At 53.7% G+C, this 17597-nt stretch carries 15 protein-coding genes; 7 read left to right on the top strand and 8 right to left on the bottom strand.

The annotated features are described in order from the left end of the window. Positions 1–51: 51 nt before the first annotated feature. The gene (locus tag G461_RS0121840) at positions 52–1599 is read left to right on the top strand and encodes an alpha-isopropylmalate synthase regulatory domain-containing protein (RefSeq protein WP_157360401.1); all 1548 of its coding nucleotides are present in this window, start codon (positions 52–54) and stop codon (positions 1597–1599) included. Between the two features lie 53 nt (positions 1600–1652). Here the strand turns inward: G461_RS0121840 and G461_RS0121835 are convergent, their stop codons facing one another. From G461_RS0121835 to pspA, 8 genes are all read right to left on the bottom strand, one after another. After that, entirely contained in the window at positions 1653–2291 is a 639-nt protein-coding gene (locus G461_RS0121835; protein WP_157360400.1) for a hypothetical protein, read from the bottom strand. Positions 2292–2336: 45 nt separating this feature from the next. Next, positions 2337–5462, bottom strand: coding sequence for a sensor domain-containing diguanylate cyclase (locus G461_RS0121830; RefSeq protein WP_157360399.1), 3126 nt, complete (start codon positions 5460–5462; stop codon positions 2337–2339). A 126-nt stretch (positions 5463–5588) separates the two neighbouring features. Further along, positions 5589–6761 (bottom strand): cystathionine beta-lyase, encoded by a 1173-nt coding sequence (locus tag G461_RS0121825; RefSeq protein ID WP_026973448.1) that lies wholly within the window; start codon positions 6759–6761, stop codon positions 5589–5591. 71 nt (positions 6762–6832) lie between these two features. After that, a complete protein-coding gene (gene leuB / locus G461_RS0121820; protein ID WP_026960618.1) occupies positions 6833–7939 on the bottom strand; it encodes a 3-isopropylmalate dehydrogenase in 1107 nt (368 codons plus the stop codon). A gap of 165 nt (positions 7940–8104) precedes the next feature. Further along, positions 8105–9574, bottom strand: a complete 1470-nt coding sequence (locus tag G461_RS0121815; RefSeq protein WP_026973447.1) for a TyrR/PhhR family helix-turn-helix DNA-binding protein — start codon at positions 9572–9574, stop codon at positions 8105–8107. Between the two features lie 226 nt (positions 9575–9800). Continuing rightward, a complete protein-coding gene (gene pspC, locus G461_RS0121810; RefSeq protein WP_026973446.1) occupies positions 9801–10166 on the bottom strand; it encodes an envelope stress response membrane protein PspC in 366 nt (121 codons plus the stop codon). Then, the gene (gene pspB / locus G461_RS0121805) at positions 10163–10390 is read right to left on the bottom strand and encodes an envelope stress response membrane protein PspB (protein ID WP_026973445.1); all 228 of its coding nucleotides are present in this window, start codon (positions 10388–10390) and stop codon (positions 10163–10165) included. The genes pspC and pspB overlap by 4 nt, the downstream gene beginning before the upstream one ends. A 6-nt stretch (positions 10391–10396) precedes the next feature. Beyond that, a complete protein-coding gene (gene pspA / locus G461_RS0121800) occupies positions 10397–11080 on the bottom strand; it encodes a phage shock protein PspA (RefSeq protein WP_026973444.1) in 684 nt (227 codons plus the stop codon). A 177-nt stretch (positions 11081–11257) separates the two neighbouring features. On the opposite strand from pspA, the gene pspF reads away from it, so the two are divergent. The 6 genes from pspF (at position 11258) to G461_RS0121770 (ending at position 17561) form a co-directional block, all read left to right on the top strand. After that, positions 11258–12286: a phage shock protein operon transcriptional activator gene (gene pspF, locus G461_RS0121795; RefSeq protein ID WP_026973443.1), complete on the top strand. Its 1029-nt coding sequence runs from the start codon at positions 11258–11260 to the stop codon at positions 12284–12286. 141 nt (positions 12287–12427) lie between these two features. Beyond that, positions 12428–13942, top strand: coding sequence for an ABC transporter substrate-binding protein (locus G461_RS0121790; RefSeq protein WP_051333761.1), 1515 nt, complete (start codon positions 12428–12430; stop codon positions 13940–13942). A gap of 2 nt (positions 13943–13944) precedes the next feature. Next, positions 13945–14907, top strand: a complete 963-nt coding sequence (locus G461_RS0121785; RefSeq protein ID WP_026973441.1) for an ABC transporter permease — start codon at positions 13945–13947, stop codon at positions 14905–14907. After that, positions 14894–15781, top strand: coding sequence for an ABC transporter permease subunit (locus tag G461_RS0121780; RefSeq protein WP_026973440.1), 888 nt, complete (start codon positions 14894–14896; stop codon positions 15779–15781). The genes G461_RS0121785 and G461_RS0121780 overlap by 14 nt, the downstream gene beginning before the upstream one ends. Further along, positions 15781–16782 carry a peptide ABC transporter ATP-binding protein gene (locus G461_RS0121775; protein WP_026973439.1) on the top strand — a complete coding sequence of 334 codons (1002 nt, stop codon included), beginning with the start codon at positions 15781–15783 and terminating at the stop codon, positions 16780–16782. Before G461_RS0121780 ends, G461_RS0121775 begins: the two co-directional genes overlap by 1 nt. Continuing rightward, on the top strand, positions 16782–17561 hold the full coding sequence (locus G461_RS0121770) for a peptide ABC transporter ATP-binding protein (RefSeq protein WP_026960628.1): 780 nt from the start codon (positions 16782–16784) through the stop codon (positions 17559–17561). The genes G461_RS0121775 and G461_RS0121770 overlap by 1 nt, the downstream gene beginning before the upstream one ends. The last annotated feature ends 36 nt before the right edge of the window (positions 17562–17597 follow it).

Here is a 17597-nt window from a genome sequence, read left to right as displayed (position 1 = left end):
TAATAAGTGCGGCGCTTAAGCGCCGCCTTTCAACATAATGAGATGTGGTTTATGGAGCCAAACCGCTCGATAGAGATAATGGACACCACCCTGCGCGATGGCGAGCAAACCCATGGCGTATCCTACTTCCCCGAAGAAAAAGTCAGCATCGGCAAAGCCTTACTGCAAAACCTAAAAGTTGATCGTATCGAAGTAGCCTCAGCGCGGATCTCCGATGGCGAGCAAGCGGCGGTGAAAAAGCTCACCGACTGGGCCAGCGATGAGGGCTTGGTTGAGCGCATCGAGATCCTAGGCTTTGTCGATGGCAATAAGAGTGTCGACTGGATTGTCGACGCTGGTGCCAAGGTGATCAACCTGCTGACCAAAGGCAGCCTTAATCACTGCCAGAATCAGCTCAAGAAAAGCTTGGAACAGCATCTGGCCGATATCGCCGCCACCATCGACTACGCCAAGACTCGAGGCCTGACCGTAAATGTCTATCTCGAGGATTGGTCAAACGGTTATGCCGACAGCCCAGAATACGTCTATGCGCTGATGGAAGGCCTGCTACAACATGACATCCAGCATTACATGTTGCCGGATACCCTCGGCGTGATGACCCCCGATGAGGTCTTTGCCAGCCTGTCCGATATGCAAAGCCGCTTCCCAAGTGCTTTCTTCGACTTCCACCCCCACAACGATTATGGTCTGGCTACAGCCAACGCTATGGCGGCCGCGCGAGCCGGTGTCAGCGCCCTGCACTGCACCATGAACTGCTTGGGCGAGCGCGCTGGTAACGCGTCGTTGGCCGAGGTAGTGGTTGTACTTAAAGACAAGATGGGCTTCGCGCTGCAGGTTAACGAGAAAGAGATCCATAACCTGGCCAAGCTGGTAGAGAGCTTCTCCGGCAAACGGCTGGCGGCCAACGCACCGATTGTCGGCGCCGATGTGTTTACCCAAACCGCCGGGATCCACGCCGATGGCGATCAAAAGGGCAACCTATACCACACCGAACTCAGCCCAGAACGCTTTGGCCGTGAACGCAGCTATGCCTTGGGCAAGATGGCCGGTAAGGCCTCGGTACTGAAAAATCTGGAAGCGATGGATATTGAGCTCTCCGCTGAAGACCAGAAAAAGCTACTTAGTAAGGTGGTTCAACTGGGCGATCAGAAAGCGACCATCACTCCCTATGATCTGCCGTTTATCATTGCCGATATTATGGAGAGCAACGATTTCTCCCATATCGAGTTGCTCAACTGCTCGATAACCTCGGGCCTTGAGCTGGAATCGTCTGCCAACATTCGCTTGCGGGTTTTGGATGAGATCTACAAAAGCTCGGGTCACGGCAATGGCGGCTTTGACGCCTTTATGAAGGCGCTGCAAGAGCCCTTGGCCAGTGCCGGTATTGAGATGCCAGAGCTGTTGGACTTTGAGGTGCGCATTCCTCCCGGTGGTCAAACCAATGCACTCACCGAGTGTGTGATCACCTGGCAGGGCCAAGATGCCAGCTTCCGCAGCCGCGGCGTACATGCCAACCAGGTATTTGCAGCAGTTCAAGCGACCCTGCGTATGCTTAACGTCAGGCTACACCGCCAAGTTGAAGGACCATCTGGTCGCTAAATACCAAGCATACTGCCTTTATCGAGGCAGTATGCTCTCCCGCGCTAGGATTATTAGTTAATCGTCGACAGGTAGCGGCCGCCTTCAAAGCTGACTCGCCCTAACACCTTCACCGCAAGATTCAGATCCGAACCCAAACGCGAGTTCTGCCGCTTAATATCTTCTAACACCCGCTTGCTGGGATAGCGCTCCAATAAACGTTCCTGCTCGCCGATTCGGGCAGCGATATCGTCCAGCAACACCACCGCATCTTGGGCTAGGTCGGAGAGGTTATCAGCACCGTCTCGAAGCTCTTGGTAGCGAGGGTTAGCAGAATCAGTGCGCTCGAATACATCGTTCAATCGAAGTTCAAGGCGGTAAACACTGTCGCGGTATAGCTTGCTGCTCTTATCGGCGCGTTCTCGGTAGGATGCCAGTTCCTGACTGCCACGCTCAACGCTGCTCGCAGCACTCAGGCCATCAATCAGTTGGGTGAACCGTTGGGTATCGATAGCCAACAAGCGGCTAACCTCGGCGAAGCGTTCCACCTCTGAGAACAGGATCTGCGCGGCGGTATCAGCGGCTAGCGGCTCAGAGGATTCGGCCGGATTTTGGCTGACAACAGAGCCATTGGACGGACTATCGCCGGTGGACGAACAGCCGCTCAGCGCCACCATAACGGCAGCCGTGTAGAGAACTCGTTTATTTAACATCGCTATTATTATTGTTTGGTTTGACGCTAGTGTACTGAAAGCGGGTTACGCAATAAAGACGCAACCCTTGCCGGCAGCTTTGGCGTGATAGAGAGCAGCATCTGCTTGTTTAAGCAGTACACTGGCCGAATCTGAGTGCTCATCGGATTCTGCAATGCCCACTGAGCAGCCAAGCCGGGGAATTCGCTCACTCGACATATGGGTTACTACTACCAACTCAGGCACAAAGTAGCCGCGCTCGGCAAGGCGCTCCAGGATCCGCTCTACCACCGACTGGGCTTGCTGCTGGGTCGTATTCTTAAAGGCAATCACAAACTCATCGCCGCCCCAACGCGCAGCGATATCGAGCTCTCGCAGACTGTCTTGCAGCAAGGTGGCGAACCACTGCAGCACCTTGTCGCCCGCATCATGGCCAAGGCGGTCGTTGATCTCTTTAAAGTTATCCAGATCGACATAGGCCACCGAGAAGCGTTGCTGGTCTTCGAGCATCTGTGCCATATGGCCATGCATCGCGCTGCGATTTAGCAGGCCGGTTAAGCCATCGGTGCTGGACATCTTAAGTAGCTGGCGCTGATGGCGAGCTTGCAGCAGCTGGGTGCCCAACTGCTGGGCCAACAACATCAGGATCTCTTCATCCTGCTGGTCAAAATAGCGACTGCCATTGGTGTTGGTTAAACACAGCACCGCCCGCCCCTGCTCGTTATCGTAAAGGCTGAGGCAGAACACTGCGTTGTAGCGGGCTCGCAGGCCCGATTTAACACTCAAAGGTACTTGCTCGAGTAAGCGCCCTTGCTCATTGGCGTGATAACGCGCCAAGTACGGTGCCAACTCAACGGTTTCTTGGTTGTGTCCATAGTGGCACCAAGGAATATACTCCTCACCTCGATAGCGCAAAATCGAGGCGCGCTGCAGGTTGAAGTTATCACAGATAAGCTTGAGCGCAGATTCCGCCAGCTGCTTAGGCACGCGAATTCGCGCCGCCAAATCATGCAGCTGGGATATCAGACGAAACTCCCGCAGGCGCTGATTGGCCGCGGTCAACTTGGCCGAGAGCCTAGCAGCCTCCACCAAGCTTTTCATTCCAAGGTCTACTGTCGGTAGCTCGACTGGCACCGGCAGCTCATCGGAGTAGACTGCTTCACAAGCGTCTATCTTCTGCTGCACATAGGTAAACGCAACACCCAGCTGCTTGAGCTGGAAGGTCGCGCATATCTCATGGCAGTTGGCGAGCAGCTGCTGCGCCGCGTCCCACTCAGAGAGTTGCGATAGCACCAACAGCTGCTCCATATAGCACTGCGGCACCAAACGAGAGTCGAGATCAATCACCGAGCCTAACAGCTGAGGCGTGCCTTCAAAACACTGTAGGGCTTGCTGCAAATGGCCCTGTTCAGCAAACAAACTGCCTCTAAGCATCGAGCCCATAAACTCGCCAGTTTTTGAGGGGCCAAATGGCAGCCCATCGATTTTGTCCAGGCAGTGCTTAGCGCTACTCAGCTCATGCAAACGCACATGGCACATCCCCTTGAGGGTGAGTACATCGTGCAGATTACGGAAGGGGAAATGAGTTAAACGCCGTATACGACAGATCTTCACCAAGTTATTGAGGATATCGCAGGCGCGCTGATAGTCGCGCGCGCAATAAAACAGCCAAGCGAAGTTATACAGAGTGACCAGTAGCTCACTATGTTCACTCAGCTCCCGCGCCTTAGAAAACGCCAACTTGTATTGTGTAAACGCTGTCTGATAGTTCTCGGTGAGCGTATTGAAGTAGCCACTGCCGTTGTAGATCCGCACACATTCCATATCGTCGCCGAGCTTTTCGCGGATCTTCGAGCTAACGGCAAAACAGCGCAAGGTATTGCGATAATCGTTGAAGTAGGAGCAGATAATTCCCTTGCTGTGGTAGCAGGCAGCAATACCTTGGGTGTGGCCAATGGTACGAGCCAAACGCAGTGCCTGATCGGTTACGCTACGCGCTTCGCGTCCGGTAAGGTCGTCATAAAAACGCAGATAAGAGTAAAAGTTACGCAGACAATAGAGCAGCGAACACGGCATATCTTGTTGCCGTAACTGAGTAACCAGGCTGCGGAAGTCATCTAATGCAATGGGCGTACAGCTTTTGTCATGGGCAAAAAAGCTGATAAACAGCGCCTGTACCCGATTGCGCTGATGAGAATTACGCGCGGCAATCTGATAAGCAAAATCGGCGCTCTCCAAGGCCCGCTCAAAGCTTTGCAAACGCACGTAACAGAGGCTGCTAAGCAGTTGAACCATACACAGCTGCTGTGGGTAGTGTTCCAGCAAATCGGTTTCCTGCACCAGCTTAAGCTGGTTAAGCGCTTGCTCGCACTCCCCTTGATTTACCAGTGCTTCCGATAAATTCAGGTGCAAGGTAAGCAGTTGCCGTTTGTTCCAACGCTCCGGCTCACTCAGGCACTGTCTGGCCGCAAGCTCAGCCTCTGGCCACGCCATCAGCTGAAGGTTCTGCATCACCAGTTCCGGCTCGATATCATTGAAGTACTCTAGCCGCCGTTTGCGCAAGGCCGAGCAATTAGCAGGCGGCGCCTGCAAGGTGAAATTATCATCCACCCAATCGTGAAAATTGTCCCACACCTCGTCTTCTTGACGAGTCGAGAAACTGGCTGAGGCGTCCATCCCAACCATCAACCACAATGTCTTTTTCTGCGGAAATTCGCTTAGGCTGCGCAGCCACAGCAGGCTGGAATGAGATAAGTGCTCGCCGCCTTCGATAGCAATAACAGCGTTGTCTTCAAACACCTCGTCCATCAGCGCTGTTAGCGCTTGGAACATTAACCCCTGCTCAAAGCTTAAATCTTCGAGGATGGCAAGCTCATCACGCCCTACCACGCGACCGTCCAGCCAGTTGCTTAGCGCTTGTTGAATCGGAATGTACTGGGTCACGCTGTGTGCCAGCGTCTCCACGTCTAAGCGTTGGCGATGGACCTCACGGCGCAACAACGGTAGCAAGCCCGCCATTGGCGAGGTCATAGCCGAACTATTTAACTGAATCGGCCAAAACGGGCTATTTAGCGCCGACGACACGCTTTGGGCATAGGGGAAAAGCCCATGCTCATGGGTGGAGAAAAAATGTAAGCCTGGAGGGATGCCTGCTTGCGCCGTCTCTGGCGCTTGTGAACTAAGCCTTTCCAATCAAGGTAACTCGTTGAATCTTATTGACTAAAGGCTATGTTACTGGAACACGAGGTTAGTAGCCGCAAACTGGGTCACAATTTGCGGCTATTTGCTAAGAGCAGTTACGAAAAATAGTTATATCCGCTATAGGTGTTGATTAAAGCGCGCCAAACCCGCGTCAAGATCGGCAATCAGATCATCAACATCTTCCAGGCCGATATGCACTCGGATCAAGCTGCCTGTTTGCTGCCATTTGGTCGCACTGCGCAGCTTATCCACGCCGTTGACACCCAAGATCAAGCTCTCATAACCGCCCCAGGAGTAGCCCATCTTAAAGTGATGCATCCCATCGAGCATGGCGGTAAGCGCCTGCTGATTACCGCCCTTCATCACGAAGGAGAACAAGCCACAGCTACCGCTAAAGTCACGCTCAAAGAACTCGTGGCCCGGACAGCTTGCCAGCGCAGGATGGCGTACATGATCAACGTCATCACGTGCAGCTAGCCAGTTCGCGACTTTCAGTGCGCTCTGTTGATGCTGCGCCAAGCGCACGCCCAAGGTGCGGATGCCACGCATCGCCAGATAGATATCATCCGGTGAGGCACACTGGCCTAGCAGGTAGGAATTCTCACGTAGCTGATCCCAACAACGTTCGTTTGCAGTAGCGGTACCGAGCATCACATCCGAGTGCCCCACCAGGTATTTAGTGGCAGCTTGGATGGAGATGTCGACGCCGTAATCAAAGGCATTAAAGTACAGCGGCGAGGCCCAGGTATTGTCCAGCATCACCACGATGTCATGTTGCTTGGCCACGCGGGTGATCGCTGGCACGTCTTGCACTTCCATCGTGAGCGAACCGGGAGACTCGAGAAAAATTACTCGGGTATTCGGCTTGATAAGCTGCTCAATCCCCTCGCCAATCATCGGGTCATAGTAAGTGGTCTCGACGCCCATACGGCTGAGCATCTTGTCGCAAAAGTCGCGAGTCGGCTCGTATACCGTATCCACCATCAATAGGTGATCACCGGCTTGCAAGAACGATTGCAAGGATGCAGTGATCGCTGCGGTGCCACAGGGATAGATGGCACAGCCTGCACCACCTTCGAGTTCGGTCATCGCTTCTTGGAAGGCGAAGCTGGTTTGGGTGCCACGGCGTCCGTAAAACAAGGTCTTGTCATGACGTTTGCCGGTGGCTTCTTTCATCTGTTTAACGCTATCGAACACCACGGTGGAGGCGCGAGATACCGGTGGGTTCACCAATCCCTGGGTCCAGCGCGGGCTGCGGCCTGCGTTTACGATCTTGGTATTATTCTTCATTGGGTCGATCCTGAGGACAAAAAAGCCAGCCGGCGGCTGGCTTAAACTATTTTTACCGCGTTGGTAAACGCTTAAGGTTTAGGGCAAGCATTCAGCGCTTCAACCACCAGATCACCGAAGGTATCGGTATCGATCAGCTTGGCATCTTCGCCCTTGGCCAGATCAGGCGTACCGTAACCGTCGGCGAACACGCTCTTCATAGCGTGCCACAGGTTTTTGGCCTCTTGCTCCATGCCAAAGCTCATCTCCAACATCAGCGCTACAGAGCCGATCATCGAGTATGGGTTAGCAATGTTCTTGCCTGCAATATCTGGCGCACTGCCATGGCTTGGCTCGTAGTATGACTTCTCAGGGCCGACACAAGCAGATGGCATCAGGCCAAGTGAACCCAAGATACCGCCGCCCTGGTCACTCAAGATGTCACCAAACATGTTTTCCATCACCATAACGTCGAACTGACCGGGGTTCAGACACAGGTAGGTAGCAGCGGCATCAACCAAGATGTGCTTCACTTCTACGTCAGGGTAGTCGGTGGCCACTTCTTCCAGGATCTCGTTCCACAGAACACTGGATTTAAGCACGTTGCTCTTGTGGATATTGTGTAGCACCTTCTTACGGCGCTGGGCAGTTTCGAAGCCCACCTTCAGGATATTGCGGATCTGGTCTTCATCGTACTCCAGCACTTCACGCACATAGCGCTTACCGCTGTCGTCGGTGCCGACTTCTTTCTCACCGAAGTACAGGCCACCCACCAGCTCGCGGATGATCATCAAATCAACGCCCTCGCCCACCACTTCCGCTTTCAACGGAGAGAAGTGCGCCAGCTCTTTTGGCAGATAAACCGGACGGAAGTTTGCGTAGGTATTGTAGCGACGACGCAAAGGCAGCAGTGCACCGCGCTCAGGTTGCTCGTCTACTGGGATCTTTTTCGACTCTTCATGAGACAGGCCAATGGTGCCTTTTAGGATCGCATCTGCTTCGTCGCAGATATCAATGGTCTCTTGGGGGAAGGATTTACCTGTTTCGAAATAGGCAGCCGCGCCAAACAGTGCATCTTTAAGGTCGAACTTCACGTCTGGGTTACGCACTTCAACGGCACGCATCACTTTAACGGCTTGTTTCATTACCTCTGGGCCAATACCATCGCCCGCCAACAAGGCAACTTTATAGGTTTTCATCGTTATTGCTTCTCCATTGCAAACAGCTTCCCCGCCCCAGTGAACTTACGTCACTTTTTTCAGGGAAGAATATGTTGTGTCGAAGCATCATAGCAAAACACCACTCAGGTTACAGCCTACCTGAGTGATATCTTTTCAGTGGTTTATCTGCCGCTAACAGACCGCTTAGTTTTCCGAGCGGCTATTGCGGATATTATGCTCACGCAGCTTATTGGCAATGGCTGTATGGGAGATGCCCAACTTTTTAGCCAGCAGCCTTGATGACGGATATTGCGGGAAATGGTAGCTGAGCAATAGGTGCTCAAACTGGCCCATGGCGCTGTGGTAATCCTGCTCCAACAGCGATTCGATATTGACGTTCTCCGCTAAGCTGCCGTGGTGGTATTTCACATCACTGACCTGCCAGCGTTTAAGCTGGGCCCCATTAAGCGACTCTTGCAGCACTTGATAGAGCTGAGGGATGTTGCCCGGCCAAGACTGGGAGCTCAAGAAACGTTTGACTTCTTTAGTAAGTGGCGGCGCTAGCTCTTGATGCTTGGCGAAATGGCGGTTTAGCCACGCCTCAGCCAGCGGCACAATGTCTTCCCGGCGCGAGCGTAGCGCTGGAATGGCAATACTGTTTTTGACGAGATCGTAGTAGCGACTGTCTCCCCACAAACTGGCTAGCTGCTCCGGGCTTAAGCGGCTGGCAACCAAGATGTGCAGTACCCCATGTTGTGGCTGGCTCAGCTCATTGAGCGCTGCTTCCACCTCTTGATTGGTGAGTTGATCAACATTGTGCAGTAATACCGTTAGGGGTTGCTCGGCGACAATTTCGGCCAAGGCGCTAAGCAGCTCGCCCTTGCGCTTACGACAGTCAAAACAGACAAAACGCTGCGCGCTGCCCCCTGATATCTCGTTAAGCAGCTCTGCCAAAAAGCGTTTACCGACCCCGGCCTCCCCAAACAACAAACTGGGCATGGGATGATCGACCAAGCGCTTTAAGCTACTGAGGATGCTACGCATCTCTGCGCTAGTAGCAACCAAGGACCCTTCACTGAGTTCACGTTCAATCTGCGACAAGTCAAAGCCCTGATCGAGCCATTCCGCCGACTTAAACAGCATAATCGCCCCGGGCTGGTTGGCCTGCAGCTGACTGTCGGCTAGTGGGATGATATCCACCAAGTAGTGCTGGCCATTGAGCTGCAGCTCGTGTAGTTCACGCTTACCCGCACCATTACCAAACCAACGGCCGATACTAAAGCCGCGCAGGTAGCGGTTAATATCTTGCTCAAGCAGGCTGCCTTCGCCATCGCCACAGGCGTGTTCGAAGCTGTGGTTAAACTGACGAATCAAGCCGGACTTATCGATTAGCACCACCGGATAAGGCACGTTGTCGAGCAAGATCTGCACTTCTCTGTTTTCAATCTCGGAAGGTAGCGCCGCAACAATGCGCGCATCGTTGATGCCGCTGATGCAGCGTAACTCCGAGAGGAGGGTTTGGGTAAGTGGCGTATCGAGGTCGTCTATCTGTAGGTAGAGGCGCTCGTCTGCGGCGGTTTGCATCGCCATCAGGGTCAACTGATGCTTCTTCAGCAAGCTGATTACCAAGCCGAATACTTCGGTACTGTGCTGGCAGGCAAGTTCGATACGCATGTTAGTGGGGCGTGCTCCTTCACTGTCTCTGGATAAGCTTAGCTACTGAGCGCGCTACGACTAGAAGCATTGCAGAGAATGATTTAGATGTGACTTAAGTCTAATCAAAGTTTTACAGTAGGCCAAAAAATTTAACATTAGCCTTAGCTGTAAACTCCCGTGATACCGCGGGCTCTAACGCCCACGATACAACGGGAACACATCTATCACTGAGTGAAGAGCAGACTTACAAATCGCGAAATTGCCGGTGGGTTTCAAAGTCACGACGTGTCACTACTTTCTCCAGCTGCTGTAGACGATTTTCAATGTTAGAAAACTCATTTTCTAACTGACCCAGCACACTGTGGGGATCTTCCCCTTTCTGCCAGGCTCGCGACTTCACTTGGGGGGTGGGTTCTTGATAGGAGTTGGGCAACTTATCGAGAAACAGGGCCGCCGCGCCATAGAGAATCAGCATCATCCATGGATTAAACAGGCCTAAGGTCACCACCAAGATGCGCACTACCCAAGTCTCAATCTCAAATCGGCGAGCAATACCAGCACACACCCCGGCGAGTTTGCCGTTCGCTGTGTCACGGAACAGTTTACTCATAGCTCATCCCTCCAGTCGGGCACGTTCTGGTCAAGCAGCTGCTCCAAGGTGGTCAGGCGCTGGCTTAACTGGCGGGCCCGTTGGCTCAATTGATCCAGACTCTCCCTCTCCTGCTCTGACAAGCCGCGTTCAACCCGACGCTGGCTGCGATAGTGAAGAACCAGCCATAGTGGAGCCACCAGCCCCATAAAGATGATTAACGGTACGATGAACAAAGCGCTCATAGCTAATTATTCCCCTTTCTCTTGATGCTTGTCTTGGTGCTTTTTACGCAGTGATTCCAGCTCTTGCTCCACCTCGACGCTGGCCTGTAGGTCTTGGAACTGGCGGTCGAGGTCGCTGGCGCCTTTATCGACCCGGTAGCTCTCAGCCTGTGCTTCCAGCTGGTCGATGCGCGCCTGAAACTGTTCGAACTTCTCGCGGGTTTTCGCGTAGCGCTCTGTATCTAACTGTTGACGCACGTTGACCCGGTTTTGCGCTGACGCCTGACGGGCCAGCAAGCCGGCTTGGCGCTGTCGGGACTCGTTAAGTTTTTGCTCTAGCTGCTCAATCTCGTCTTGCAGCTGCGAGAGACTGTCTTCCACAGCCGTCATCTCATGGTTAAGAGCATCGATAGTTTGCTGCAGATGCTGCTTTTCAATAAGCGCGGCTTTGGCCAAGTCTTCTCGGCCTTTTTGAATGGCCAGCTCAGCTTTTTCTTGCCACTGCTGTTGCACGCCCTGAGCCTTGTCGATTTGCCGGGCGAGCTGTTTTTTATCGGCCAGCACTTTGGCGGTACTAGCGCGCACCTCTACCAAGGTGTCTTCCATCTCTTGAATAATCAGCCGAAGCATTTTTTGCGGATCTTCAGCCCGGTCCAACAGCGCCCCTACGTTGGCATTGATAATGTCTGCAATTCTAGAAAACATTCCCATGGTAAACTCCTGACGATTTAGCCTGATGTTTGTACTCGATAACCTTCTTCAGCACATGCCATATAGCGAATACCGGGCCAAAAATGTAAGTCACTGAATTGTCGAGGATTGGCTATTTGTCTAAAATGCGAGCAGTGACTATATTGGTCTATATGCTCACTATTTGGTCTAAACAGCTTGGATAATTCGCCAAATCTAATTGGCTCCAGCAGCCACTTTCTGGAAGTGCTCGATAAAGTCTCGCTGTATGCGCCATTGGAGCGGCCGGTGCTGGTGATTGGCGAGCGCGGCACCGGTAAAGAGCTGATCGCGGCGCGGCTACACTTCCTCAGTAGGCGCTGGGACAGCAACTACTTGTCACTTAACTGCGCATCACTCAATCCTAATCTTATAGAATCCGAGCTGTTTGGCCATCAAGCCGGCGCGTTTACTGGCGCCAGTCAAAAACACAGCGGGCGCTTTGAGCAAGCCGATGGCGGCACGCTATTCCTCGATGAGCTAGCGAACCTGCCCGCCAGTGCCCAAGAAAAACTACTGCGGGTACTCGAATACGGCAGCTTCGAGCGAGTCGGTAGTAATCGCACGATTCATGTCGATGTTCGGGTGATTGGCGCCACCAATGAGGACCTGCCGGCCTTGGTAGAACAAGGTCGCTTTCGTGCCGATTTGCTGGATAGGCTGGCGTTTAGCGTGATCACCCTCCCCCCGTTACGTGAGCGAATCGACGATATTCCCCAGCTGGCGCTGCAGTTTGCCGCTAATATTGCCCGCGAGATTGGACTGAGTGAGATAGCGCTAGCGCCCAATGCCATCGACAAACTTGCCAGCTACCAGTGGCCAGGCAATGTGCGAGAACTTAAAAACGTTATCGAACGCGCAGTGGTGCACCAGCCTGACAGCACCCTCGATGCCGACAGTATCCAGTTCGACCCCTTCGACTCTCCTTGGCGACCAGGCGAGCTGAAAGCCACTGCACCGGTAAGTTCAACAAAGCGGAAAGAAGTAGCGTTAGGTTCAACTGCCGAGCCGGCACTGCAACCGGAATTTGATCTGCGCCAGCATATGCTAAATGAAGAAAAACGTTGGCTCGAGCTGGCGCTTACCACCCACCGGTACCAGCAAACCAAAGCCGCTGAAAGCTTAGGCTTGAGCTACCACCAACTGCGCGGGCTTTTGAAAAAACACCATTTACCAACAAAAGCATAAAGTTGGATCGCGCCGCGCATAGTGGTAAATTAGACCTAATTCAGAATCATACTCCCCTTAATGAACGTATTACTTCGCTGCACAGTGATGTGTCTTGGTCTTAGTCTGCTAGGTTGCGAACAGCCACAAGCAATTAAGAACATGGGACTAATCTATTGCGCTGAACGCGCGCCTCGCACGCTAAATCCTCAAGTTGAGAACTCCCACGAAGCGATTGCCTTAAGCTCGCGCCATGTCTACAACCGCTTGATCGATATCAACCCGATCACCCAGCAACTTGAGCCGGGATTGGCTAAAAGTTGGCAGCGCAGTGATGATGGCCTGAGCTACACCTTCACGCTGCGCCAAGGCGTCAAGTTTCATCACACCGACTATTTTGAGCCAAGCCGCGACTTGAATGCCGAAGACGTCGCGTTTAGCTTTTTGCGCATTATTGATGAGTCGCACCCCTATCACAGCATCGGTGAGGGCTATCCGTTCTTTGAAACCACCCGCTTCACCGACAACGTAGTCAACATTGAAGTGCTTAATGACGTGCAGATCCGCTTTGATCTGCAGCGCCCGGATGCCTCGTTTATTGCCTCCATGGCCAGTGATTTCGCGGTAGTGCTTTCAGCGGAGTATGGCGAGCAACTGCTCGAAGAGCTGCGCCCTTCGCAGTTGGACTTTTTGCCCATTGGCACCGGCCCATTTTTGTACGCCAATCAACAAGATGGCCATTTCCTTCGCTACTATCATCACCCCTACTACTGGCAGGGTATCGCGCCGATGCGCCAGCTAGTATTTGATATCACGCCGACATCGTCTGCGCGCATGGCCAAATTGCTAGCCGGCCAATGTGACATAATGGCGCAGCCCGCCGCCACCCAGATCGAGGTGATCAAACAGCGTGAAGACCTGCTTATCTCCTTGCAAGCCGGCCTCAACGTCTCTTATCTGGCCTTTAACACCCAGCGTCCACCGTTTGCCGATGTGCGGATGCGCCGCACCATTGCCGCCAGTATTGATAAGTATCGCCTGAAGGATGCGGTTTATCAGCAAACCGCGCAAATAGCGAATAGCGTGTTATCGCCCTCCTCCTGGGCCCACCGCAACCAGCCGCCGCGCGAGTACAGCGCGGATTTGAATGCGGACTTCGTTGAGCAAGCACGGCAAAATCCGATAACCCTATGGGTATTAGGCACTCCGACCAGCTTCAACCCGCAGCCACAACGTAGCGCCGAGGTGATCCGCAACGAGCTTAGTCAATTAGGTTTTCAGGTAGAGGTGCGGCTGCTCGACTGGGCAGTTTTGCGCACCCAGTTGCAACAGGAGCAACCTAACTACGACCTATTATTGATAGGTGCGGTAAGTGAGAACACCGATCCCGATACCTTTTTCCGTCAGCAATTCAGCTGTGATGGCATCGAAAACGGCTTCAACTTCAGCCGCTGGTGTAATGGTCGCTTCGACGACATGCTAGAGCAGGCCTCGCAAGCTGGGCGCTTGGCCGAGCGAGTGAAGTTCTACTTTGCCCTGCAGGAACTGCTTGAAGATGAGGTGCCAGTGCTGCCGCTTACCCACGCCATTAAGATGTATGCTTACAACGACTCTCTAACCGATATCGGCTGGCATGCCTTCGGCGGGATTTCGTTTGACGAAGCGCGCCGGAGGTAACCATGCTGCATTACTTTATCCGGCGTATGAACCTGTTGATCATCACCTTCTTGGTGATCAACCTTATCGCCTTTCTGTTTCAACCCACCCACGACGCCAACCTGTCACCGAATCTGTGGCTGGCTGAATACTGGCGCTTTGTCGGCGCGAACCTGCGTGGCGACCTTGGGATTTCGGTGGTAAGCGGTAAGCCGGTTGCGGAAGAGGTGCTGCGCTATCTGCCCGCGACCCTCGAGCTGTGTATCGTGGCGTTCGCCATCTCGTTTGTCGTCGGCGTGCCAATTGGTACCTTGGCAGGTGTCTACCAGCAACGTCCACTGGGTAAGTTTATTAACGCAGGAACCCTGATTACCCAGAGTATTCCGGTGTTCTGGTTGCCACTGCCGCTGATGATGAGCGTGGTGTCACTGCAAGGCTGGTTCCCGATATCCGGGCGCTACGATCTATTGTTAGAGATCCCTCAGCACACCGGCTTTGCCATGCTCGACGTGTTCTGGCTGCCTGAGAGCCAGCGCTGGCCAGCTATGTACAGCGTGCTCAGCCATATTGTATTGCCGGGTATTGTGCTGTCAGTCATTCCCACTACCGAGCTGGTCAGGCACTTAACGACCTCCACCGCGAAAGTGATGGAGCAAAACTATGTTAAGGCGGCGGCCACCATGGGTAAGTCTAAGCTGAGCATCGTGCTGCGCCATGTACTGCACAATGCCTTGCCACCGATCTTGCCAGGCTTAGGCTTGCAGTTTGGTAGCGTACTAACCGCAGCGATGGTGCTGGAGATGGTGTTCGCATGGCCGGGAATCGGTCGCTGGCTGATTAACAGTATCTACTTCGAAGATTATGTGGCCATTCAAGGCGGCATGCTCGTCATCGCCACGCTGGTGATCACCACCTTCGTGGTGACGGACTTATTTACTGCCCTGATCCACCCCTTGCGCCGCAGAGAAGTGTATGCCCTACGCTAAGATATTTACCGAAGACATCACCCCCAGCAACGCACAAAAGGTGCTGCTGCGCTTTCAGAAGAACACCTTTGCGGTGATCGGCTTCTGGGTGTTGGCCCTGTTTCTGGTGATTACGCTGTTTGCTCCATTTATCGCGCCCTACGCCTTGGAGTTTCAGGGACAAAGTCTTTTCCAGCCTCCTTCGTGGCACTCCAGCGGTTCGGTGGACCACTTCCTCGGTACCGATGGTTTGGGCCGCGATATTCTTAGCCGGCTGATCTATGGCGTGCAGCTCACCGTTGGCGGTGCCACCTTCGTCACGCTGATTGCGGTGGTGATTGGCCTGCCGCTGGGGATCTTCTCAGGCATGAGCCAGGGCATCAAAGCCAGTGTGCTGCACCACTTGATGGATACTGCTCTGTCTATCCCCACCCTGTTGATTGCCATCATGATTGTGGCCTATCTTGGCCCGGGCCTGGGAAACACCCTGATCGCGATTACCTTGGCGCAAATCCCCCAGTTTATTCGCTTCACTTACATCGCGGTGTCTAGCGAGATGCAAAAAGAATACGTCACCGCGGTGCGCCTCGATGGTGCCACCAACCTGCGTATTCTGCGCTATGGCGTGCTGCCGAACATTAGCGATTCGATTGTGATGCAGCTAACCCGCTGTTATACCAATGCCATTTTGTATATCACCGCGATGGGCTTTATCGGTATTGGTGCGCAAGCGCCGCTGCCAGAGCTTGGCGCCATGATTGGTCAATCGCGCGATCTGTTGTTTGTCGCCCCTTGGACCATCTCCCTGCCCGGTTTAACCATCATGCTGTGCACACTGAGCGTTAACGTGGTGAGCGATGGTGTTCGCAAGGCCCTGAGTGAGGGAGTGGACTAATGGCACTGATTGATATTCGCAACCTCACCATCGAGATTGACACCCCCACTGGCACCGTAAAAGCGGTGGACAAGGTGAGTCTGACCCTGGCCGAGGGCGAGATTAAAGCCTTGGTGGGCGAATCTGGCTCGGGTAAAAGCCTGATTGCCAAGGCCTTGTTGGGGGTAACTAAACCAAGCTGGCGAGTTCGCGCCGACCGGATGCGCCTTGGCGACCAAGACCTGTTATCTCTGTCGCCCAGCCAACGTCGAAAAATCCTGAAAAACGATATCGCGATGATTTTCCAGGAGCCCAGTTCATGTTTGGACCCATCGGTCGAGGTCGGCAAGCAGATTGAGCAGGCCATCCCACTCTCCAAGGTAAAGGGTGGCTTTTGGCGACGCTTCCAATGGCGCAAACGCCAAGCGGAAGCACTGCTACACAAGGTGGGCATCAAAGACCACCGGGCGGTAATGCAGAGCTTCCCCTATGAACTCTCCGATGGATTGTGCCAAAAGGTGATGATTGCCATGGCGATTGCCTCGCAGCCGAAGGTATTGGTGGCCGATGAGCCCACCACCGCCATGGAAGCCACCACTGCCAATCAGATCCTGCGGCTACTGCACAAGCTCAACAAGCTGAACAATACCGCCATCTTGCTGATTACCCACGATGTGCACACCCTGGCCGATCTCGCGGATACCATCAGCGTTATTTACTGTGGCCATATCGTGGAGTCGGGCCGCTACGATCAGGTGCTCGGTCAGCCCTATCATCCCTACACCGGCGCGCTGCTTGATGCCATGCCTACTCACAACCGCGATTTAGAGAAAAAAGCCAAGCTACCTACCCTGCCCGGGGCTATCCCAGCCTTGCAGCATCTGCCCATTGGCTGCCGCCTTGGGCCGCGTTGTCCAAAAGCGCAGCGCGAGTGTGTCGTGCAGCCGCAGCTTAAAAAGTTTAAAGGCCATTTATATGCCTGCCATCACCCCAATAATTTCCAGCAGAAGGAGAATGGCTAGTGGCTAGTCAGTTAATCGTTCGCCACCTTAGCCAAGACATCCACGTCCACTCCGGCTGGTTGGGGCGTAAGAAGGTCAAGGCAATCGATGATGTCAGCTTTGAGCTAGATGCAGGCGAGACCTTGGCGATTATCGGTGAGACTGGCTCAGGCAAGTCTTCTCTGGCAAAGCTGCTCGCAGGCATCAATAAGCCCACCAAGGGCGATATCTTCGTTAATGGCGAAGCGCTACGTTTTGGTGATTACACCCGCCGCTGCCGCTTGGTTCGGATGATTTTCCAAGACCCCGATAGCTCGCTCAATCCTCGCCTGCCGATTGGACGGATCCTATCCGCCCCCTTGGTGCTGAACACAAAAATGAACGAGCAGGAACGCAAACAGAAGATTGCGTCAGTGCTGCGCACCGTGGGCTTGCTCGAAGAACATGCCGAGTTCTATCCGCAGATGCTCTCCAATGGGCAAAAACAGCGGGTATCTTTAGCGCGAGCAGTGATCTTAAGCCCCAAAATCATCATCATCGACGAGAGTATCGCCGCTCTAGATATCTCCGTGCGCTCGCAAATCGTCAACCTGCTACTCGAGCTACAACGCAACTTCGCCATTAGCTACGTGTTTGTGTCGAACGACTTAGCCTTGGTGCGCCACATCAGTGACAGCGTGCTAGTTATGCAGCGCGGACGCGCGGTGGAGTATCGCCCCACGGAAGATCTGTTTAACGAACCTCAACACGAACTTAGCCAACGCCTGCTGCAAGCCTATCGCAGCGAGTTCAGAAAATAGCCGCTACTGCTCTGATCAGACAGGCATTTTGCTGAT

The organism is Aliagarivorans marinus DSM 23064 (genome assembly GCF_000429485.1).
Classification (GTDB): Bacteria; Pseudomonadota; Gammaproteobacteria; order Enterobacterales; family Celerinatantimonadaceae; genus Aliagarivorans; species Aliagarivorans marinus.
Note: the sequence above shows the minus strand (reverse complement) of the source record. Positions and strands in the feature narration are given on the sequence as shown.

Coding starts and splice junctions, on each gene's coding strand:
- G461_RS0121780 (WP_026973440.1), top strand. CDS start 14,894: ATGCCCTACGCTAAGATATTTACCGAAGACATCACCCCCAGCAACGCA.
- pspA (WP_026973444.1), bottom strand. CDS start 11,080: ATGGGAATGTTTTCTAGAATTGCAGACATTATCAATGCCAACGTAGGG.
- pspC (WP_026973446.1), bottom strand. CDS start 10,166: ATGAGTAAACTGTTCCGTGACACAGCGAACGGCAAACTCGCCGGGGTG.
- G461_RS0121835 (WP_157360400.1), bottom strand. CDS start 2,291: ATGTTAAATAAACGAGTTCTCTACACGGCTGCCGTTATGGTGGCGCTG.
- G461_RS0121785 (WP_026973441.1), top strand. CDS start 13,945: ATGCTGCATTACTTTATCCGGCGTATGAACCTGTTGATCATCACCTTC.
- G461_RS0121825 (WP_026973448.1), bottom strand. CDS start 6,761: ATGAAGAATAATACCAAGATCGTAAACGCAGGCCGCAGCCCGCGCTGG.
- G461_RS0121775 (WP_026973439.1), top strand. CDS start 15,781: ATGGCACTGATTGATATTCGCAACCTCACCATCGAGATTGACACCCCC.
- leuB (WP_026960618.1), bottom strand. CDS start 7,939: ATGAAAACCTATAAAGTTGCCTTGTTGGCGGGCGATGGTATTGGCCCA.
- G461_RS0121840 (WP_157360401.1), top strand. CDS start 52: ATGGAGCCAAACCGCTCGATAGAGATAATGGACACCACCCTGCGCGAT.
- G461_RS0121815 (WP_026973447.1), bottom strand. CDS start 9,574: ATGCGTATCGAACTTGCCTGCCAGCACAGTACCGAAGTATTCGGCTTG.
- G461_RS0121790 (WP_051333761.1), top strand. CDS start 12,428: ATGGGACTAATCTATTGCGCTGAACGCGCGCCTCGCACGCTAAATCCT.
- pspB (WP_026973445.1), bottom strand. CDS start 10,390: ATGAGCGCTTTGTTCATCGTACCGTTAATCATCTTTATGGGGCTGGTG.